Raw genomic sequence first — 21,633 nt, 5'->3', positions numbered from 1 at the left:
GTCCCTCGGCAACCCGTTTTGAAGCTCGCCTGCCCGCTTTAGCGCAACTCGACGATATCCATGGCTTTCGCGGCCTCTACAATAGCCTCCGGACGGCTTCCTTCGGCAGCTAAGATCGCTCTGCGGCGATCAGGCCCGAGAATTTCCAGGAAAACATTGAGATAGGAATGCTCGCACGATGAACGAATAAGGTTGCCCCACTCGACAATGGCGACAGCTCCAGCCTCGAGCTTTTCAAGCAAACCTAGCTCAAAGAGCTCATCAGGGTCAGCGAGACGATAGACGTCGGCATGGACGATCGGAATGCGGCCGTGATACTCGTTCATGAGAGCAAAGGTAGGACTGGTGACCGGAACTGATTCAGCAACCCCTAAAGCATGCACAAGCGCCGAAGCAAAAAAGCTTTTTCCAGCTCCGAGTTCACCTTCGAGCAACACAAGATCTTGTCCGCTAAGCTGCTTGGCCAACCAACAAGCAAGCGCTGCCGAATGCTCAGGCGATTCAAGCACAAAACTATGGCTATGGATGGTGGGCATGGCTCTTTTGTTTTTAGCCGACAGTCCGGCTCTTGCGCAACGCCTTCCAAGCACGATGCCGCACTACACTATTACGGCAAAGCTCGTTCCTGAAACACACCGCATCGAAGCAAAGCTTCGTCTTGTGTTTACCAACCGCAGTGACTTTCCTATCGAGCACCTTGATTTTCACCTCTACCCCAATGCTTTTTCGCATAAAGGCACAGTGTTTTTCGAGAATCGGCCGAATCCCTTGCCGATTTTGATCCGAAGCACGCCGGGCATCTGCAAATCCTATCCATCCAGACTGCCAAGGGCGAGAATCTAAGGGCATCCACAGAAACGAACTTAGCCTTTGCCGATCAAAGCCAGCTTCGAGTGACTCTAAAAGAAGCACTGCCCGTGGGTCATACCATCACCCTGCAGATTCATTTTCGAACAACACTTCCTCACATCGTCGCACGGATGGGCTACGCAGATGACTTTTTCATGGCAGCACAATGGTTTCCCAAGTTAGCCAAGCATAATCCGGATGGCAGCTTCAGCACTTTCCCGTATCACGGCTACGGCGAATTTTACTCCGACTTTGGCAGCTACGATTTAGAGCTCGAGGTACCGGCCGCATACAAGGTAGTTTGCAACGGGCAACAGCGCGAAAAAGCTTGCGCAAAGGATGGAACAACTATCGCTTTAGCGCGCGCCGTATGCACGATATCGTCTGGGCTGCTGCGCCATTTTTTCGCAGCACCGAGACAAAAATAGGTCGAATCAAGGTGATACTCAGCGCACCACCTGGTTATGGCGACACTGTCAGACTGCAACTTGCCTTACTAAAAAAAGCACTGCCCTTTTTCGAAAAAAGCTATGGTGCGTATCCTTACGCTACGCTCAAAGTAATTATTCCGCCGAGAAGTGGCGATGGCGTGGCGGCCATGGAATATCCCGCCCTCTTTGTAAGTTCTGGACCGTGGTTTGTGAAAGGGATCTTTGCCGCCTATCCAGCATTAGTCACAGTGCATGAGCTTGCCCATCAATGGTTTTACGGCATCGTTGCAAGCAACGAAGTTGAGTATGCCTTTTTGGATGAGGGTCTTAGTGAGTGGAGTAGCCTGAATTTTTTGCAGATGCTCAGCAAAACATCTTCGCCCTTGCTTCCAAGCAGCCTGCATCACATCGACCCTTTCGACCACCTGACTTCCTTATTGTCGCACGCCCTTGATGCAACTCTACCTGTAAGCGAATATTGCCAAAGCGACTATGCGGCATCCGTCTACTCAAAAACAGCAGCCACGCTTGAAACCATTAAGCGCATTTGGGGCTCTGAGCATCTGATTAAAACCCTCGGTCACTACGCCCGTAACTTTCGCTTTATGCATCCAACGCCAGATGCCCTGTACGCCATGTTTGATGAGCACTATTGGCCGGGGTTTTCCAAGACAATTTTTCGCCCACTCCTTAGAAGCCAAACAGCCATCGACTTCCGGCTGCGTCATGTTCACTCCACGCGAATCGGCCAGCAGTGGCATAGTGAAATTTACCTCAGCACCAACAGCCCGATTCCTTTGCCCCTATGGCTTTCTATCCTTCATGAAAACGGAAAAACAAGCCGTCTTGCGCTGCGTTTTGAATCCGGAGCCATTCACCTCAGCCACCAAAGCACAAGTCCTATTCGTCGCGTAGTGCTTGATTCGGAGCGATCCATCGTTGTGGATGCCAATCCAGGTAATCAACAGTGGCCAAAATCAACGGTTGAAAAAACACAATGGTTTTCAAAGCTGCTATACGCAGGACAATTGCTGTTAGGCATGGTGGGGCCATGAAAGCACTCATGGCGATTCTTCCCGTAACTCTACTGTGGCACGCCACTTTGTGTTTGTGCGCATGGACTCTCGCCACGCCCCTAGACCTACTCTTTCGGGAAAAAGACGCACTGTTTATCGCTGAGCACGCAGCTTCGCTGTTTACATTAGGCGCCCTGGCGTATTGCGCTGCGCCAATACTAGCCGTATTTTTCCTCGCTCCGCTGTTCTCCATGGCCATGCTAAGTGCTGCCCAGGGCGAGCATCTACTGCGAAGGCAGCTTGAACGCTCACTAAGCTTTTATCCAGAAGCACTTCAGTTAAGCTTTGTCGCACTTGGTGCCGTTGCTGTAGGACATGGCTGCTTAGCTGCGCTTGGCTATGGCCTTCACAAAAAGCTTTTCACTCTTCCCGACCCGCGTATCCACGATTTGACAGTGCTCGCTCTTGTGGTCTTAGCTGTCGTATGGATGTTCGTTGTTGGCTTCTGGCTCGACACGAAACGTACACGACTACTAACCCCTAACCCATCGGCCAGCTGCTCTCAATTGTTTCTCAGATACACCGGTATCTCTGTGCTCATGCTATGCCTAGTCCTCATCGGCATGATTGCCGACAGTGCCCTGCCGCTACCCATCGCCGCATTCGGCCTCCAACAACTCAGCGCTCTTAGCAAAAGCATCTCCCGAGCCCGTCAGCTAACTTTGTTCATCCGCTAGGGAGAGCCCCTAGTTTTCCATGGATTAACCGATGTCGATTTGTACACCAAGGAGTTTGCGGGCTTCGAAATAGTCTTCCGAAACACTGTAACGTACGATTTCGGAAATCTTGTCTTTAGCAGGCAAATCATCGGGCCCAGCTTGTGGTTCAGCTTGAATCATCCGGGCAGCTGTCTCCAGCTCACCATTGACCAAAAAGCCCACGCGACACACGGTAAGCTCCACGGCTCGAATCCATCGCTTAACGTTTGTCACAGCGCCTGCCTCGACAAATTGTTTACATACGCGCCTGAGCTGTTCCAGGTAAACCGGTTGCATATTCGCGCTGATCTCTGAAGCCCACTGATCGATGTTGGGATCTTGCACGCCCAAACCGCAGATTCGTACAGAAGCTAAAAGCGCTGCTTTAAGCTCATCGCGCGAAGGCAGAACTTTGCGGATATAATACTCCGGCCGGTAATAGGAAAGATGCTTTGCCACCACGAAGGTCAAGTCCTGTGGGTTAAAGCCCTGCAACACTGAAGAGCCCGCTACCATCGCCGGTGGTTGAGTCACTGCGTGCAAAACTCCGCCCGGAGCATCGGGCCGCAAGAACAAGCGTGGCACTATCTCAACATTGAGAATCTGCGTCACAAAATGAAAAGTCTTTGCGAAAGTAACGGTCGACGTTGCTGGGTCATGCAAATGCTTTTTGTTTAGACCAAGGTTCTTATCCGAAACGGCTTTGATACCTAACAAGGCAGGCAAAATCGAGCGAAACATCGCGCTAAGCAAAGGATCTTCATTAGGATGTCGCACTACCCTCGCCCAGTTATCGTTATCTAAGCGACGTTTTGGCTTCACGAGCCCCTTAGGCTTGTACTGTGCGTAGAACTGTTTGTGCTCTTCTTGTGCTTTTTGCAAAAAGACTAGAGCCGATGAAAGACACCATGCCTTATCGTAGTCTCTCTCTTCAAAATAAAGCTTATAAAGTTCTTTATAGGAGTCAACGCGAAATGCATCACAGTCAAGCAACGATTGATGCTCCTTAATGGCCTCCGCGCTCTTACCCGGCATAATTCGGTAGAGCTCGGCAAGGATTTGATGCTCGGTGATATCCTCAGGTTTCAGAGCACTTGCCATCTTAAACGCCTCTGAAGCGTTTTCATGATTCTGCATGCGATCGCGATAAATCACGCCAAGGTTGTGCCAAAGATTAAACTCGAGCTCGATGTTCCCCTTACCAACAATGCGATGGAGCATCTTACGAAACGCACGCTCCAAGCCCTTCCAATCCTTCTTTTGAGTAAGCAACTTATTAATCGCTTCGAAAGCTTTGAGTTGGTCTGGATCAGCATCCAAGCACTCACTAAATTTATCAAGCGCAAGCGCAGGATTCTTGAGCTCATCGCGATAAATAACGCCTGAGGTGTAGGCATACTTGGCTTTGGCTAAAGGCCGCTCATCCAAGTCGCTGATACGATCGATGAGTTCAACGGCTTTAGGCCACTGCTTTGTCTTTTGATACAAGGCCAACATTTTGTGCAATATACGATGGTCATCTGGGTTCAGTTCAATTGCACGGTTAAAGCTCTCGATAGCTTTTTGCGGATTCTTAAGTTGGTCGCTCCAGATGCTACCAATTTCGTCCAAAAGCTGGATTTGACCTTGCCCATCCACAGCATCAAGCATGCGCTTTTTAAAATGCACTACCCTTTCCCAATCCTTTTGCTCTTCATGAAGCGAAATAATCGCTTCGAGCGAAGGACGGTGAGTAGGGATTTCATCGAGTGCCTTATCAAACATATTCAAGGCCTTGCGCGTTTCACCTTGCTCACGCTTGATATTGCCCAAACGGAAGAAAATATCCGTGCTTGCCTCTTTTTCGAGAGCATCGCGATGGTGCACCAAAGCCATCTGATAAGACTTAAACGCCTTATCCCAGGCTTGATTCCGATAGTAAGCCTCCGCTAAACCAAGCAATGACGAGAGCTCCTTTGGATCAAGAGCGTGCGCATGCTCATAGGCCTCAACAGCAAGCGTATTATCTGAGACTCGAGCAGCAGTCTCACCAAGCAAGCCCCAAAGCTCAAACTGCTCTTCTTTGGGCCGCTTATCTACAGTGTTGATCAGCATCTGCAGCAAAGGCATTGCTTTGCTGTAGTCACCTTGCTTGCGAAACTCTTTGGCAAGCGGCAAACCTGCATCTTCGTTGTAATTGTCGTGCTCAAGCGCTTTACCGTAGGCTTCAACAGCTCTTTCATGCTCTTCAAGCTTCTCATCATAAAGCCTGCCCAGTTCCACATAAGCCTTTGAGATCTGCCTTGGGTTATCCTGCGCCGCAATCTCGCGCTCTAACATGCGAATGGCCGAATGCCAGTCACTCATATCAATGTAAATCTTTCGCATCGCTCGAAGCGAAGGCAAATGATGCGCATCGATATCCAAAGCACTTTCAAAATGTGTCAATGCTTCATTGAGATCACCAATGTGCTCCAAAGTGACTTGGCCCGTTCGATAGCGCAAAGCAACTTGTTTCTCTGGCTCATCAAGCAACGATGAGAGTTTAGACATGATCTGGATCGCCTCACTGTAATCGCCCTTTTTTGCATACAGTTCGGAAAGCGCATCAAGTGCATCGACATCGTTGTCCTCGAGATCAAGTGCGTTCAGATAGGCATCAATAGCACGCTCTGGTTGCTCAAGCTCATGTGCATAGACCTCACCCATACGCTTAAAGAGCATAATCTTAAATCGCGATCCGGAGCAGATGTCGCATGTCTATTGTAAGTCTCGATGAGAGATTCCCATGACTGCAAACGTCGGTAGACTCTTGCAAGACCAAGATAAGCGTCATGATGCGTTGGATCGAGCGCGACCACCTCCTCGAGATGTTCAGCAGCTTTTTCCGGCTTAACAAATTGCTCTTCCCAAAGCATTGCGAGTTGCATGTGCACATCGATTCGCTGACGCTCGGTTTCCACAGCATCAAGCTGAGATTCGAATACGCTTCGGAGCTCCTGCCAGTTTTCATGTCGAGTGTACAAGCCTTGCAACGCTTTAAGCGCGCCTGGATTGCCCGGCTCAATTTCAAGCACTTTACTTAGTACATCAGTGGCTTGCTGGTCTTGCTTGAAGTGCTCTTCGTAAACTTTCGCCAGCTCAAGACGCGCGGCAACGCTCGCAGGATCATCTCCGAGGGTATCCACCGTTCGCTGCAACGTACGTTTAAGCTCATCGAAAAGCTCCCTTTTGCGATAAACATGCTCCAGCTTCCCGAGGGCTTCAACGTTCGCGCTATCAACGTCCAGAGCTTGCTTGTAGTAAGGCATGGCCTGGTCAGCAACCCCCAGCTCGTTTTCACAAAGCTCACCAAGCTCGACCAAACGAAGCATCTTCTCTCCAGCTTGGTCGGTCATGTCAGCAAGTTGCACGAGAACTTGTGCAAGAAGCTGCCACTGCTCTGTTTTACGATAAAGCTCAGTAAGCTGGCGCATCGCTGGAACGTTGACCGGATCAAGTTGCCTGATTTCCTCATAGTAAGGAATGGCATACTCTAGATGCCCAAGCTCGGTGCCGTACCAACGTGCACAACGCAAACAAAGGGTCAGTCGCAACTCGGGATCTTCTTCCTCCTGCAACGCTTCGTTTGCCTGACTAAGAAGCTCGTTCCAACGTTGTGTTAGCGCAGCAAGTCGCTCTAGTTCGGCAGAAACTGCTTCGTTACTGAGATCCTCCGTCCACGCAACCAGTAAGGCATCAAAAGCTCGTTCGTTGTCATGAAGCTCTTTTTCATAGACAGAAGCCACACGGAAAAACAGTGCACGACGAGCATCGGGCTCCCCCGTGTATTCAAGACGAGACAAATACAGCTCAACAAGCGGCTCCCAACGCTCGGCACTTCGATGCAAGGCCTCAAGTTTTTCAAAAGCGACATCGTGCATGGGCGCATGTTCAAGCACACGCTCAAAAGCTGAAACCCCTCCGTCTGGATTTTCGGCTTTACTCTCCCAAGCCTCCCCAATCGATAGTAGCACTTGGATCTTATCGTCGGGCTCGTCAGTCGCTTCCATGCGTCTTTCAAGCACGTCAATGTAAGCATCCCATTGACCCTGCTCAGCATGAATCTTTTCAAGAGCTTCAATCGCCGAGAAATTACGCGGATTGATTTCCAATACCTGCCGGTACGCTTCAACGGCTTCCATGGGCTGCTCGAGCTTATCGTTGTAAACTGAACCCATTTTAAGCTGCACCTTTTGGAGCGCCTCGTCATCGAGAGTTGCCGCGCCCGCATCAACAATACGGTGCAAAGTCTCAACAAGCTCTTGGTAAGCCCCTTCATTCTCATGAATCTGAGCCATCGCCAGTAAGGCATCTGCATTGCCTGGATCAATATCAAGCACGCGTTCCCAGTTTTCAAGAGCATTACCTTCGCGCTGAAGTTTGTCATTCCACACACGCGCAAGATCCGTATAAATGGCCACACGGTTTTTGTCATCATCAGCTACAGCAACCTCACGCTCCAGGACATCGACAAGGTCTCGCCAGTTTTCTGTTTTCGCGTAAATCTCACCAAGAGCACTAAGCGCTTCACGGTCTTCACCCCGAATATCAAGGACCCGTTTCCAAAGGCTGATTCCTTTGTCGGTGTCTTGCAATCGCTGTGCAGCCAAACGAGCCATCTTGCCTAGCACTTCAGCTTGCGCATCATCGCCGAGGACAATATCAAGTTCTTTTTCGTAAGCATCCAACAAGGCAGTCCACTGCTCACCTTCATAGTAAGCAAGTTGAAGTGCATGAAGAGCTTCTATGTTTTGTGAATCCAAGTCGTTGATAATATGCTGATAGACCCGAATCGCGTCTGCAGGAGCATGCAACTCACGTTGAAACAACTGACCTAGCCGATAGTTGAGATCCGATGCTTCAGGGCTGCCGTTAACCGCTGCAATCCGAAGTTCAAGCACGTCACGCAACGCAGAAAAAGCACCATGCTCCGTGTATATTCGATCAAGCGCCTCTAACGATGCAACTGCCTTTTTATTTTTGCCAACGACGAAACGATAAGTCTGCTCGGCTCGTTCAATATCACCCAACTCTTGCTCATAGAGTTGCGCGAGCCGAAACCCCGCCATGGCCAAACGCTCGCCATCACTCTGCTGCTCTAGCGCACGTGCGTAGGTATTAGCCAAGGTTGACCATCCATCCAGAGCCGCAGCCAGTCGCTCGGTTTCTTGCACAGTGGATTCATGCGTCGGATTCTCAATCAACGCACGCTGATACCAGTCAAAAGCTTGCTCCACATCTCCGATTTGTTCAGAAAACACTTCTGCAATTGATGTTCAAGCGAAATGCGTTCGGCAACATCACTCTGCATCGCCAACAAATGCTGATTGAGCTCGATAAGCCGTCCCCAATCCTGGCGATCTCGATAAATCGGTCCAAGCAACTCTCCAACGGGCTCGACACGGACACCGCGAATCAACATCTCTTCAAGCGCAGCAACAGCTTCTGGAAACTCAGGCTCCACCGCAAGGACCTCTCGATAACGGTCCAGCGCACGATCCGGAGAAGAGAGAACATCACGATAAAGCTCAGCTTCCCGCATCTGCAGCGCCAGCATATCGTTTGGGTCGGTAACGACCTGCAATTCCTTTGCAATGATCTCAGCAAGCTCATTCCATTGCCCGGTCGACGCATACAATCGATCCAAGGCAGCAAGCGCTTCGATTTGTCCAGGGTCAGCCGAGATTGCGATCTTATACCGTGTGATTGCGCCTTCAGCATCTGCAGCATGAATCTCCCGGATTTGTGCATGGCGCAAAGCAATGCTGACAAGCAAATCCACGCGGGCCTCTTCGCCGAGTTTCTCAATCTGCGCATCATAAAGCTTTGCCAGTTCATCCCAAGCACCAAGCTGATCCGCCATTCGCTCAACGGAAGCAAGCATTTGCTCGCTTCCGGGATCCGCATCAACCGCACGCGCATAAGCGTCAAAGGCGCGGCGGGCATCTCCCAACTGAACTTCATAAAGCTCCGCAAGCTGCTGCAATAGCTCTGCGGACCTAAACTCATCCGAACAATGAGCGACTTGAACTTCGATCACTTGAGCAAGCTTCGCGGGGTTGGGCTGAACACGATAAACCGGCTCGAGAAGCTCAGCCGCAACCAAAGCCGAACGCCCGTCAGCAATCATCCGCTCGAGTGCCTCAAGGACACCCGCATGTTCCGGCTCAAATTGAAGAATCTCACGATAGCCATCGAGTGCTCGAGCCGCATCGTCAAGCTTCTGATCCCACAACTCAGCAATACGAAAACGGTGCGCTAACGCTTCTCTTGGATCTTCGGCGAGATCAACTTGGCGCTCAAGCACCGAAAGCAATTCGGTCCAATTTGCAGAAGCCTGATGCAAGACGTCCAAGCGTGCAATTGCAACACGATCCTCGGGATCAATCTCGAGAATGCGCTGGTAAGTGTCAATCGCCTTTTCGGGTTGCTGAAGCTCGCGCTCATACACGGCTCCGACTTCAACAAGCAGTCGCTTCTTTTCTTCTGGATCGAGAATTGCGTCAATCTTCCGGTTGTATACACGAAGCAACTCTGTCCATTTTTCAAGTTGCAGGTAAACGCTTACAAGACGATCGAGTGCCCTAACTTCAAACTCATCAATCTCGAGCACCTGACTGTACACGTCGGCTGCAAGCTCCGGAGCATGAAGCATCTCCTCATAGACCAAAGCGGCTTTAAGCAATTCCTCTTTTTGCTCTTCCGGGGAGGAAAGAGCAGCTGCCTTTTTGATAGTAACCTGGGCTAAGGCCTCGTAGTTTTCTACACTTTGATGAAGACGCTGAAGTGCCGTGGCCGCCTCAACCTGACGCGCATCGAGCGCAAACACTTGTTTGTAGCTTGCGATTGCCCCATCAAAATCTTGAAGATAGTTTTCCTGCACTTCGGCCAACTGATTTAGTAGGGCAACCCTAAGAGAGTCCTCTTCTGCTTCGGCCAATTGACTTTCATACACCTGCGCAAGCTCCTGCCACGCGCCCGATGCGCTCGCCAAGCGCTCCAAATTTTCTTGCGTAAGCGGATCCGAAGGGTCAACAGCCAGCGCTCGGGCATAGTCCTTGAATGCTCCGTGATAGTCACCCAAGGCCTCTTCCTTGAGCTGCGCGATGCGATGCAGAAGCTCAACACTTCGGCCAACGCTGTCGCTGTTTTGTACTTGCATCTCATGAACATCAATGAGTTTCGTTACGTCACCCGAACTACGGTATACCGGCTCGAGAATCTCGGAGACCTGGACCTGGTACTTGGGCTTAATCTGCGCAAGGTTTTCAAGAGCCTGAAGCGCTGTTTGGTTTTGCGGATCCCGTTCAAGTATTTCTCGATAGACATCGAGTGCACTATCAACAGAGTCCAGATGCTGAAGTCGAAGCTGAGCTAGCCGTAACATCAGGCTGTTTTGCTGGTCGATGTCGTCTTCAAGGGCAATACGTTTTTCAATATTCTCCGCCAACTCCGGCCAATCTTCTTTACGTGCGAAAAGTTCATCCAAGGCAGACAAAGCTTTTAGACTCGTCGGATCGAGGCCCAACAACTCTTGAAAACAACGGATTGATTCATCAACTTGTCCAAGTTGTTCGTCCTGAATTTGAGCCATCTCCATCAAAAAGGAAGTTTTCTCCTCGAGATCGTTGCTAAGCTCCACTCGTTTCTCAAGAACCTGAAGTAGATCACCCCAGCGACTAGCCCTTCGATGCAGAATTTCCAAAGCTTGCAAGGCCTCATGATCGCCTGGATTTTGCTCAAGCACCCTGGAGTAAAGAGCAATGGCCGCATCCACGTCTCCCCGCTGCATGTCTTCTATTTCAGCGGCTTTCATCAAGCAGCTACGCGCTTGGACAGCATCACTGCTACTGGAAGCCACAGACGACAGGACCCTCACGAGGTCTTGATAGCGATCTTGCTCGGAAGCTAACATCTCGAGGCGCGACAAAATGCTTTCTTCATTGGGAACTTCTCGGAAAGCTTCAGCATAGACATCAAATGCCTTGTGGGCATCGCTCAAACGCACGGAATAAATCTCCGCAATGCGGTTAAGGAGATCCAAGCGTTCCGAAGGATCCGCAACATCAAGAACCTGAGCTTTTAGTGCATCAACAAGCGAGGACCAATCCCCCAGCGATTCGTACACCGGCTCGAGCACCCGCGCTGCATCAACAGCATGACGCTCCTGACGCATCATACCTTCGAGAGCTGCGCGAGCGGCTTCGTGACTCGGCATGAGGATCAGCACTTCACGGTAAATATCGACGGCTCGTTTGCCATCCCGTAAATGCTTATCAAACACATCAGCCAAGCGTGTTTTTTAGATTTGCAAGCCCTTCTTCATCAATCTCCGTTTGGATGCGCTGCTCAAGCAAATCTGCAAGATCTTCCCATTGTTCCTTCTCAGCAAAAAGCGCTCCAAGCGCATCGAAGGCTTCTTTTTCGTCCGGACCATAGGTGTCGATAATGTTTTGGTAAGCAGCTATGGCTGCCTTTGTCTTCTTCAGCTCGTTTGCAAGCAATGAAGCCCTGTCGTAGTCGAGTTTCTTTCTTGCATCGGGATCGGTTTCAAGCTCGGCCCGGCGTTCTTGTATCTCAATAAGCGCATCGTACTCGCCCTTTTCTTTATAGAGGCGTTCAAGTGCAGCCATCGCCAAAGTATTCTCAGGCTGAGCTTCGTACACATGGCGATATTGCTCGATGGCGTCATCTGTACGCCCCACCGATCCAAGTACCCGACCGTAGCCAATACGGAGTTCTGCCGATGCTTCAGGATCAATTACTGCTTCAATCGCGTCGCCGTAAGCCGTCAACAGCGCCTGCCAACCGTCGACCTGCGAGACGAGCCGTTCGACATCTTCACGCAACAATTCGCGTTGCGGATCGACACTAAACGCGGCGAGATAACGCTCAAAAGCCGTCTGCGGATCCTTAATCTTTTGCTCATAGATGAGACCCAGTTCGCGCAATAGAAATATTTTCTCGTCAGCATCCTTTGCATGCTCTAGACGGACTTCATAAACTTTGGCGAGTTTTTTCGAATCACCAGCACTTTCATAAATCGGACTAAGGGCGGTGGCAGCATCAAGATTGCCTGGATCGATACTTAGAATTTTTTCATACGCGCGTGCGGCGCGATCGGCCTTCTGTTTTCGCGTATCCCACAGACGAGCTGAGCGAAACAGCAAGTCGGCTTTCTCCTTGGTAGATATGTCAGGAGACTCGGCCTCGCGTTCAAGGACACGAATCAACTCATCCCATCGCTCGGTCTCTTCAAAAAAAATTTCGAGCTGGTCCCATTCCTTTAACTCAATGTAGCGTTTCTTGAGCTGCTCCTGCGCGCGCCTATCGGTGGGCTCAACTTCTAGGATTCGCTCAAAAACTTGAACAGCTCCACGGTTGTCATTCAGCTTGTCGGCATAGATAACCCCCAGCGTTTGAAGGGCACTAATCAACTCGGCTGGATCAGTAAGCTGCTGCGTTTGAACTTCTAGTACCTTGGCTAAAGGCTCCCAATCTCTACCCCGCTCGTAGAGTTTGGCTAGGTTAGCCAAGGCCTCTGGGTGTTCTGGTTCTTTCTCAAGAACACTCTGCCAAAGCTCAATACAGATCTGCGGCTTACGAAGACGCTCCGTTGCAAGTTCCGCCATCTCGAGCACGGCCGAAAAATGAGCATCGTCATCGAGACTTTCGGCCTCACGCCGCATCACGCCGATAAGCTTTTCCCAATCGCGACGCTTCTCGTACATCTGCTTAAGCTGCACGATGGCTTCTTCGTTATTCGAATCGAACTCTAAAACGGCTTCATAACATTTGATCGCTTCAGACTGGTTCGATGATTTCTCAAGATACATCGAGGCCGCGCGACTGTAGAGTTGAACTTTTTCAGCTTCGTCCTCTACAAGCTCCGCCTTAGCCACGATGGATCGAATCATATCCGACCAGCGCTTTTGCGATTCAAACTTGGCTATCTGTTTGTCGAGTTCTTTAATTGACTTAGCTTTTTCGGCCAACGAAGCCTCCTTAGTAGCCTTCTTCAATCTCGGTTAGTCTGTCCCGAGCGGCTTTCAAATAATGATCGGGAGCACCAGCTCCAGATTCTACAAATTTTTTCAAATAACGACGTGCTTCTTCGCGATTTTGCAAAAGCGAATAGGTCCAACCCAGCGAAAACAATGCATCACTAAGTCCTGGTTTGATTTCAAGTGCAGCCTGAAACTGAGTCACTGCTTTTTCAAACTCTTTTTTCTGTTGATACACTGTTCCTAAGAGCTGCCTAACATTCGCTTCTTCATCGCTCTTCGGTTGCACAACTTTGAGCCCTTCTTCCAACACCTGACGTGACTCATCGAGATAACCCAGATCGGCATAAAGCCTGCCTAGCGCACTATATGCTTCAACGAAGCGCGGAGCTTTCTTGATAGCGTCCGTATAGTTTTCCAAAGCATGCTGTAGGTCATCAAGTTCTTCTTGAACCTGTGCCAATTTGTAATGCGCCTTGAACAATGATGGGTCTAGCTCCAAAGCTTTTTCCAAAGCTTCTTTTGCAGATTCCCAATCCTTAAGTTCGATTAACACACTGCCAAGTTTTTCTTGATATTTTGCGGAGTCCGGTTTGGCCGCAAGCGCACGTTTTAGATCATCTTTTGCACGCTCGTATTTTTGCATTTCGATGTGCACAATACCTAGGTTCCAAAAGGCTTGATCGTTTGTCGGATCAATCACCGTCGCTTGCTCTAGCTGTTCAACTGCCAAAGCCAATTGTTTTTGTTGTGCGCTAATCACGCCTTCGTTCATTTTGTTCATCGACTCAACACGCGCGCGTGAGCAATTGCCGCCCGTAACAAAGGGCACGAGTAGAAAAACACCAATGAGCAGCTTACGATGCTGCATGAGGCCTCCTTATTCCGTCGCTATAAATGCGACTCCAGCAATAATACGAGACTTTAGGTATTAGATTCAAATGATTGCACGACTTTAGGTATAAAATATTCTATAAAAACAACCACATTGTCCCAAACACTCCTCCAATGTGCGTCCAAACAAAGCCAAGCAATACCTGCAAGGCGGTAACTTTATAAGCAAACAAAACTTTTCCCGAGCTTTTCACCCAATTGGACCCGGTCGCCCTTAATTCATCCTCGAAAGGGTAGAGATCCAAGCCGGGCTTGCAAGGAGGAGCCAAGCCTACACGCGCAGTTCCGCAGCGCAGCGAGGACTGTTTGAGCATGGGAACCCTACGCTTCGTTGCTAGTTAGGCAAAAAACAAGCTTAACCGCCTGAGGAGGTCAGCATAAAGGGATAGGTGACGATAACAACGCCGCCGCCTTCGGGTGCAGGGAAAGTCCATCGGCGCACTGCATTGGCTACGCAACTTCGAACAGAATTATCACCCAAGGTCGAACTACCGGCATCAACGACAGAGGACTGCACTGCGCCTGACGGGGAAATAATAAATTTCACGGAAACACGCCCCTCAAGGTCGGGTCGCTGCCGCAATTCCTGCTCGTAACAGAAACGAACTTCGTTCAAGTGGCGTCGAATAACACGGCGGATGACTTCCTTTGAAAGCGAACCGCGAACATCGGCTGTACCTTGCGAAATCTGGGGCACCCGTGCAGTACGTCCACCAAAACCACCTGCGCCTCGACCATAACCTTGGCCGCTGCCACCGCCGCCACCATGGCCAATCGTGTTAAGATTGCCCAAACCGATGGTGCCTTGGCCTGTACCGCCGCCCCCTCGACCTGTGCCTCGCAATCCTAAACCTCGAAAACCAAAGTTTTCACCGATTTGATCGCCCATCATCGCGCCCAGTGCACTCATCGGGTCGTTACCCAACGCGGTGTCCCTACCGTAAGGAGAGGTCGGCGAATTCCAGGCACCCGTTGATGCAGCAAGCACACCAAGAATACCTGCGGTTTTAGCTTCTTGAAGAGCTTCCTCACGCGCCATGTGCGGATCGGGGTTATCCTCAGGACCTTCGATTCCGTACCGGTTCTTAGTCTTTTTGGAATCTTCCTTGCCCATTTGGCCTTCGTCCCCATCATGACGTTTGCCTTTACCGCCCTCGGATTCAGACGGCCCTTTTAACCATTCAGGAGTCTCTTCCTCGATTGTCTCGGGAGGCTCACTCAAATACTTCACCAGCCGCGAATCAGGATTCAGCAGCTCTAAAGAAAGTGACGACGGTGATGGCGGCATGAAATACATAAGCAATAGCAATGCGATATGCGCCAAAATTGAAACACCAGTCCAAAGATGGGAACGGTAATCGAAAGCAGGTCCCGCAATAATAGGCTTACCAGCCTGCACAGGACGCACCACAAAAGTGAAATCGCGGAAAGCAACAGTCGCAGCAGCTCCTGGAGGTAACCGATATTGTTGAGCGCCAGCAAGCTCAGCGCATGGCTGGGTTTTACCTGCAACAACTAGCCCCTGCAGATCCCAGTGATCATCTCCGACAGAAATTTTCTCCAGTAGCGCCATCCGGGATCACGACCGCAACCCCTCCTCCGGCATCAACCACCACGGGCAAACGATCGACGCCGATCGCTTCACGACCTATGACGAAATCAACGCCGAGTTCGCCTTTTTTAGGCTTTAGCGATCCTTCTCCAACGTAAAATGCACGCGGGGGCGAAAGATGCGCAACGTGTAAAACGCTGTTGTCTCCCCACATCACCACAACTTCGACAGCAGGATCGCTCGTTTCAACATCATGAGGATCCACCGGTGGGCCACTTGCAAGCAAACCGTATCGGACCTTTTCAGGATCTTCTTCCTCAAGGTCCGATCCAAGACTCGGCGCCATAAAAGCCGCCTGAGGCGTTGGAATTCGCGGACGAGCGGAGGGGACAGCCGGTCGACCTGAAGGTCGCGCTATGGGCGAATTGGCAGGACTTTGCCCTACGGCTGTTCTGTCGTCATCCGCAAAGGCCAAAGGCGGAATTCCTGAAGTACCACCATCCGAAACAATGGTTGCCTCATCTGCGTCGATCACATCATCGCCAGCATGAGCAAAATGTACGACGATGCGGGTATTTCCCAACCGGATCTCATCGCCCTCGTCCAACCGAGCTTTGTTAACCTTTTTGCCATTAACGACAGTCCCGGCAGCCGAACCAAGGTCCACAATATGAACTTCGCCGTCGCTGTTTGTCTCAATGACGGCATGCATTCGAGAAACAGAGTCGTCTTCAATGCGCAAATGGCTCGATGGTAATTACCGAGCTTGATGACATCGCCCTGAAGAGTTTCGGTACGGACGAGTTCGTCGCCCTCGTAAATTTCAAAAATCAAAGCTTTTGTATTCGCCACTGGGTGAGCTTCCTAAGGTTATAGGGTTTCGACTGACTTCAACATCTCTGGGGTAAAGTCTTCCCGAATTCGAATAAGCGAAGAACGACGCCCGCGACGACGGACATTAAGCAGCTCGCCGTCTGGTCGAACCAGATCACCGGTTACCAAATCGTCATCAAAATTATAATTCGTTGGTCCTGATGGCGCCTCACTCCCGCTATCCGCCGGCACCTCGCCACCCTCTTCTTGCGCATAGGCTACGGAGAAAAGTCCTAAGGACAACCAAACAAAGGCCACCAATATCAAATTTTTCTTCATTGGCCTCAGTGTAGCCCCTGCCGATTTGGGGGTCAATTCTTGTACTTAATTACAAAGGCTCGCATGCCAGAGCCCTGCCTAGTCGGCATGAATCTCAGTTACCGCCAGACTGCATCTTGGCAGCTTCGCGCAATCCTGCCAAAGCTTGCTCGATATTTTGCAACCGTCCGGGTTGGCACTCACTTTTTCCACCCTTGCGTTTGCGTCGGCTGCTGCTGGTCTGGCAACGCCTGCGAACTTCATCGACGCTTTCGGCAAATTGACCACCAGACTTCGCTTTATCCAAAAACTCCTCAAAGTAGTCCTTGGCTTTGGAGAAGTCATCGATCGAACCACCTTTGTAGTTCTGATAGAGCACACCTAGGTTAAAGTAGGATTCAGGCCTACGTGAATCCAGTTCCTGAGCTTGTTTGTAACTTTTTTCAGCAGCGTCAAATTGCTTAAGTCCGCGTAATGCAGCGCCTAATCCTAGATGAGCATCGTAGCTATTAGAACGAAGCAATGCTGCTTTTTCGAAAGCTGCCTTTGCATCGTCGTAGCCTCGATAAGACAAGGTAATCTCGCCAAAGTTCATATAAGCTTCGAAGAACTTCGGGTCGAGTTCTGTCGCATAACGAAATTTAGCAGCGGCTTCAATGATCTTGTCTTGAGCAAGATTTATCTGGCCCCACGTATTGTAAATCGGCGCATATTTATCGTTGATTTGCTGAGCCTGCCGGCAAACAACCTCGGCAAGATCCAAAAGTTTTTTATCTTTTTTGGCCAAATCTAAATACAGCAACGCCATCTGATTAAAAGCTGGCAAGTAGTTGGCATCTATAGCAAGTCCACGACGAAGATTATCTAACGCCTCTTTGTACTGCTCTGAAGTTCGTGCCGAATCACGCTGAAGCGTAGCAAGGTTAACATAACCCTCGGTGCAGCGCGCATCATCCTTAATCGCATTGCTAAATGTGACCAGAGCATCCGAACGCTTTCCTTCTCTCATCTGCATCACACCGATACCAACGCGTGCTTTGCAAAATTTAGGGTTCAGACTAAGGGTCTTTTCATAGAAATCTTTCGCGTCATCACTATCTCCGCAGCGCTCCTTCGACAAGCCCGCCATAAACAAAGCTTCGGCGAAACCGCCTTTCCTACTGCTTGAGGCATCCTCAAAGGCCGAGCTGGTGCTGCTGCAGGCACTGTCGCTCCATCCCTCTTTTTCGTATTGAATGAAAAGCTCCTTTGCATGCTTCCACTTGCGTTGAGTCTCTGCACTCAAATCACTAAGGGCTGTGTCGGTACTCTCGTCGCCCGAACCCCAGATACTGTCTTTTTTTGCGCTCTCTTTTTTATCCGAACCACCGCACGCTACCGTGACCAAACATAGCGTCACGACCGCAGTTCTTGCAAACAAAGCAGCAAACGACCTTTTCTCAGATCCGAACACTGCGAGAAATAAACCTTGCTTCATTTTACTTTGCTCCGTTTTCATTTACTCAACACCACGGGATCAGGAACGGACACGGAGTTGTAGGCGAAATCAACGCCGCCTCGCAACTCAGAAGCCAATGGATATTCTCGTGGATTAAGGCGATTCAACTCTGACTCGCAAGTTTTTGAGAATTCATTGAACCACCGAACTTTTGTTGCGGTGATAATGCAAAACTCAAATTTCTCGACTGCCGGTTTCTCAAAGCTAGTCGCCTGGGCTTCCAAAGCGTCAACATAGACGCCGTAGAGTTCATCGTCGTTTTCAATCTCCTTAGGTACGGGAGCTTCACGGAACGCATCGATAAAACTAGCGTACATCTCTCCTACACGTGAAGCCGCAGCAATTTGCCAACGAGGCACTTCAAGCCCAGCAATTTCGTTGTATGCTTTTTCTGCATCGACCATGGCTTCACGTTTCTTTTCAAGCCACTTTTTAAAGTCACGCTGAGCCCAACGGTTAACTTCCTCTAAGCGTCTGCCACCTTGATACTCGGGAAACTTAATGCGACTAAAAACTCGAAACAGCCCTTCAGCCGCATAGAATTTCGCTTCAGAAACAGCATCCTTGGCCATCATCATATAGCGAGCTTTTTCATCGTCGCTCGCTTCGGTCAGTCGACTAATCTTACGCTGCCCCCCCTTGTCCCAGGCTTTTATCGCAGAACGATAAGAGGCCTCTGCTTTAACGGTATCCCGAGCATTGCGGTAAGCATTACCCACAAACACGTAAGCTTGAATGATCTGATGCGGATCTGCAGTTTGTGCATAGCGTCGTAGCCATGAACGGTAGTGCTCCACAACACTTGACCAATCCTTCTTGTTCTCGTGGATTTGACCTAAAGAGAACATAACCTGTGCGGCGTCCCGCACGCGTCGGTCTTTTCGAGAGGCATTGGGACCATAGTTACGTTGAAACATATTCGCGTCGTCAATGGCCTTATCATCTTGCCCGAGACCAATACGGAAAAACACGGCATTCTTGAGGGCTTCGTGCGCTATGGCACATGTACCGTTTTTCTTATCGTCGGCATCGCAAGAGCCCTCATCTTCACCAGGATATTTCTTTGCAAAGGTTTCATAATACTCAGCAGCACGCTCGTAAAATGCGAGTGCATGATAGTTTGCTCCCACAAGATAAATGGCTCGCTTAGCAAGTGAGGTTTCAGGGAAACGTTCAATCAACGCTGTGCGTACCCGAATTGCACGTCCCAAAAGCCGTGCAGCCTCAAAGTTGAGTGCAGCATTCCAAAGTACCTCATCCATGCGACCACCGCATTGGTCTGGATGTTGGTAGAAACGACGATAGATACCAACGTAAGCACCCGCCGCCCCTTTTGTAGTCCTTAGCAGCTTGCAAGGTTTCGGCTTTTTTACGGAGCGTATTGCAGCGCAGCTCCCGTGTTCGATCGCAGAGCACTTCATGCTCTTCCTGATCAGATTCGGAACTACAAAACCATTTTTCCAAAGGATCCAACGATTCCTCGATCGTAGCGTAACAAGCAGGCCTCTTTGGCTGTCCCTGTTCTGCCATAAGGATGAGAGAATCGAGGTAAAGGTTTGCAGCAAACTCGGCGAGCTCACTTTCCTTATGCTTCCAAGCAATTTCTTTAAAAAGCACTGCTGCTTCTTCAAAATGATTTGCTTCATAAAGAATACGAGCACGACGGTATTTAATCGTAGGAAGCTTGTCTCCATCTGGAACGTAACAAACGTAACGTTGAAAAGCGTCCAACATACCCTTTTCAAGTGGACCTAGAGGTTTAGGCCCAAGTACCTCTTTGTCTTCTTCCTTGTCCTTGCCGCCCCCGCGTACCACACGTTCTCGCGTTTTGTAGATGCTTTGATAGGAATTGTTGTAACAAAGCACAGCAGCATAAGCGGCATCCGAGGTGTATTCTCCCTTGGGGTTCATTTCGACCACTTGGTCAAACGCCGGACCACATTCCTGCCAGTTCTCCATTTTCCACAAAAGCTCTGCGCGGAAATACGCTATCCGATACGGCGTAGGCCAGTCCCGACGTGCGATGTTTGGGAATTTAATTTGCTGAATATCAGGAAATTCCTCAACGAGCTTTTGATAGATCTGCGAGGCCAAACGCATGGTGTTCTTATCTTTAGTGCCTGGCGTCTTTCCCGTTCCAGCGGCTTCACGATGCCACGCCGTCGCAAGCTGAAACATCGAGCCTGCAGCGGCCTGCTTACACTCTTCTTTTGCGCTTGCCGGATGCTTCTTGTTATCGAATGCTTTGTAGACGAAGAGCATTTTCTTTAGCTCTTCAACCTGCTCACGCTTGGGTTGCGACGAAATCACCGCGTCCGTAATACGACCCTGCCAGTAACAACTCTTATCGCTTCCAGGACGCTGCTCGATAAGCGTCTCATAAGTTGCGATGGTATTGTCCCATTGACCGGTATCAAAGTAGAGCTCAGCAAGATTTTCTAACATCTCGAACGCTTGGTCGCGATCCGTTGCCACTTCTTGAAAAAAAGACAACGCCTTGGAAGGATTGCCCACTTGTGAGTAAGGAAGAACAAGCTCTCGACGCGCCTGGCGAGCAAGGTTCTTTCCGTCCTTTGCCTCCGGATGTCCAGTTGCGAATTTCACAACCTCAACGAATTTGTTCAACGCATTCCGGAAATCTTCGATATTGTAGTAGGCCCAAGCTTGCTTATACAGAGCATAACCATAAACAGCATTGCGCTCTGGAGGCGTTTCATTAACCTTTTTATAAAACTTTAAGGCTGCACTCATGTCGCTCTCACCGAAGTAATATTCAGCGAAAGACAAATAGGCGTTGGGTATAAACCGGCTCTTCGGAAAGTTTTTGATCAAACGGTGGTAAACTTCACGCGCGCGGTCGAACTGTTTCATTTCCTCAAGACCAAAGCCTAAAGAAAAAAGCACTTCGTCCATGCGCGGAAAATCGGGATGCTCTTTGACTAGAATCGCATATTTACGAAGAGCCTCCTGCCGCCAACGATCCACTTCTTTTTCCAAGTTTCGTTGCTGCGCTGTAAGTTTTTTAACTTGAGCGGACTGTTTTTTCTGGCGTGCGCTAAAAATCGGCTCATCGAAGCTACGGACACGCCCAGTTGTGTCTTGCTGAAGCTCGAAATAGGTCTCAGCCGCACGAAGAAGGATCTCCGGTCGGCGTTTACTGCTTGCAGGCGTATTTCCTATCAAACGTTCAAGGATCTTTGCTTCCCTTAGCAACAGTTCACGCTGTTTACGCTCAACTTGTTCACGGTTACGACGCGTGGCTGCATCGATTTCAAAACCCGGTTTATAATCTTGATCCTTGCTTTGCTTCTTTCGAACCGAAGCGCCCGAAAAACGGCACGCGGAGCACTCTGGCCTGACATCTTCTTCACATCCGGGCCAGAAGCAGGACATTGATCAAGCTGCGGCGCGATATCTGGAGAAATACAAATATTTGAAACAGACGTGGGTGCCGCAGTTACTTTTTTTGGCTTCTTCGG

16 protein-coding genes are annotated in these 21,633 nt (G+C 49.9%); 4 read left to right on the top strand and 12 right to left on the bottom strand.

Going from position 1 to position 21,633, the window contains the following annotated elements; genetic code table 11:
• Positions 1–38 precede the first annotated feature (38 nt).
• Positions 39–536 (bottom strand): tRNA (adenosine(37)-N6)-threonylcarbamoyltransferase complex ATPase subunit type 1 TsaE, encoded by a 498-nt coding sequence (gene tsaE, locus IPJ88_11460; GenBank protein ID QQR88842.1) that lies wholly within the window; start codon positions 534–536, stop codon positions 39–41.
• Between tsaE and IPJ88_11455 the strand changes: the two genes are divergently transcribed.
• The 4 genes from IPJ88_11455 to IPJ88_11440 are packed head-to-tail and all read left to right on the top strand — an operon-like array spanning position 535 to position 3,033.
• Positions 535–843, top strand: a complete 309-nt coding sequence (locus tag IPJ88_11455; GenBank protein QQR88841.1) for a hypothetical protein — start codon at positions 535–537, stop codon at positions 841–843. The genes tsaE and IPJ88_11455 overlap by 2 nt on opposite strands.
• Positions 844–893: 50 nt before the next feature.
• The gene (locus IPJ88_11450; GenBank protein QQR88840.1) at positions 894–1,277 is read left to right on the top strand and encodes a hypothetical protein; all 384 of its coding nucleotides are present in this window, start codon (positions 894–896) and stop codon (positions 1,275–1,277) included.
• Positions 1,220–2,335: a hypothetical protein gene (locus IPJ88_11445; GenBank protein QQR88839.1), complete on the top strand. Its 1,116-nt coding sequence runs from the start codon at positions 1,220–1,222 to the stop codon at positions 2,333–2,335. Before IPJ88_11450 ends, IPJ88_11445 begins: the two co-directional genes overlap by 58 nt.
• On the top strand, positions 2,332–3,033 hold the full coding sequence (locus IPJ88_11440; protein ID QQR88838.1) for a hypothetical protein: 702 nt from the start codon (positions 2,332–2,334) through the stop codon (positions 3,031–3,033). The genes IPJ88_11445 and IPJ88_11440 overlap by 4 nt, the downstream gene beginning before the upstream one ends.
• Positions 3,034–3,057: 24 nt before the next feature.
• Here the strand turns inward: IPJ88_11440 and IPJ88_11435 are convergent, their stop codons facing one another.
• The 11 genes from IPJ88_11435 to IPJ88_11385 all read right to left on the bottom strand — a co-directional run bounded on the left by IPJ88_11435 (position 3,058) and on the right by IPJ88_11385 (position 21,547).
• The gene (locus tag IPJ88_11435) at positions 3,058–5,757 is read right to left on the bottom strand and encodes a tetratricopeptide repeat protein (protein ID QQR88837.1); all 2,700 of its coding nucleotides are present in this window, start codon (positions 5,755–5,757) and stop codon (positions 3,058–3,060) included.
• Positions 5,682–8,336 carry a tetratricopeptide repeat protein gene (locus tag IPJ88_11430; GenBank protein ID QQR88836.1) on the bottom strand — a complete coding sequence of 885 codons (2,655 nt, stop codon included), beginning with the start codon at positions 8,334–8,336 and terminating at the stop codon, positions 5,682–5,684. The genes IPJ88_11435 and IPJ88_11430 overlap by 76 nt, the downstream gene beginning before the upstream one ends.
• Complete coding sequence (locus IPJ88_11425) at positions 8,276–11,368, bottom strand: hypothetical protein (GenBank protein ID QQR88835.1); 3,093 nt, start codon at positions 11,366–11,368, stop codon at positions 8,276–8,278. The genes IPJ88_11430 and IPJ88_11425 overlap by 61 nt, the downstream gene beginning before the upstream one ends.
• Positions 11,361–13,070: a hypothetical protein gene (locus IPJ88_11420; protein QQR88834.1), complete on the bottom strand. Its 1,710-nt coding sequence runs from the start codon at positions 13,068–13,070 to the stop codon at positions 11,361–11,363. Before IPJ88_11420 ends, IPJ88_11425 begins: the two co-directional genes overlap by 8 nt.
• A 10-nt stretch (positions 13,071–13,080) precedes the next feature.
• A complete protein-coding gene (locus tag IPJ88_11415; protein QQR88833.1) occupies positions 13,081–13,950 on the bottom strand; it encodes a tetratricopeptide repeat protein in 870 nt (289 codons plus the stop codon).
• A gap of 378 nt (positions 13,951–14,328) precedes the next feature.
• Positions 14,329–15,546 carry an AgmX/PglI C-terminal domain-containing protein gene (locus tag IPJ88_11410; protein ID QQR88832.1) on the bottom strand — a complete coding sequence of 406 codons (1,218 nt, stop codon included), beginning with the start codon at positions 15,544–15,546 and terminating at the stop codon, positions 14,329–14,331.
• Positions 15,512–16,237, bottom strand: a complete 726-nt coding sequence (locus IPJ88_11405; GenBank protein QQR88831.1) for an FHA domain-containing protein — start codon at positions 16,235–16,237, stop codon at positions 15,512–15,514. The genes IPJ88_11410 and IPJ88_11405 overlap by 35 nt, the downstream gene beginning before the upstream one ends.
• Before the next feature lie 158 nt (positions 16,238–16,395).
• Positions 16,396–16,677, bottom strand: coding sequence for a hypothetical protein (locus IPJ88_11400; GenBank protein ID QQR88830.1), 282 nt, complete (start codon positions 16,675–16,677; stop codon positions 16,396–16,398).
• Positions 16,678–16,771: 94 nt separating this feature from the next.
• Positions 16,772–18,154 carry a tetratricopeptide repeat protein gene (locus IPJ88_11395; protein QQR88829.1) on the bottom strand — a complete coding sequence of 461 codons (1,383 nt, stop codon included), beginning with the start codon at positions 18,152–18,154 and terminating at the stop codon, positions 16,772–16,774.
• Complete coding sequence (locus IPJ88_11390; protein ID QQR88828.1) at positions 18,151–19,416, bottom strand: hypothetical protein; 1,266 nt, start codon at positions 19,414–19,416, stop codon at positions 18,151–18,153. The genes IPJ88_11395 and IPJ88_11390 overlap by 4 nt, the downstream gene beginning before the upstream one ends.
• Positions 19,409–21,547 (bottom strand): tetratricopeptide repeat protein, encoded by a 2,139-nt coding sequence (locus IPJ88_11385; GenBank protein ID QQR88827.1) that lies wholly within the window; start codon positions 21,545–21,547, stop codon positions 19,409–19,411. The genes IPJ88_11390 and IPJ88_11385 overlap by 8 nt, the downstream gene beginning before the upstream one ends.
• Positions 21,548–21,633 lie beyond the last annotated feature (86 nt).

The sequence above is a fragment of the Myxococcales bacterium genome (assembly GCA_016699535.1).
Classification (GTDB): Bacteria; Myxococcota_A; Polyangia; order Polyangiales.
This window is presented reverse-complemented; position numbering and strand designations above follow the sequence as displayed.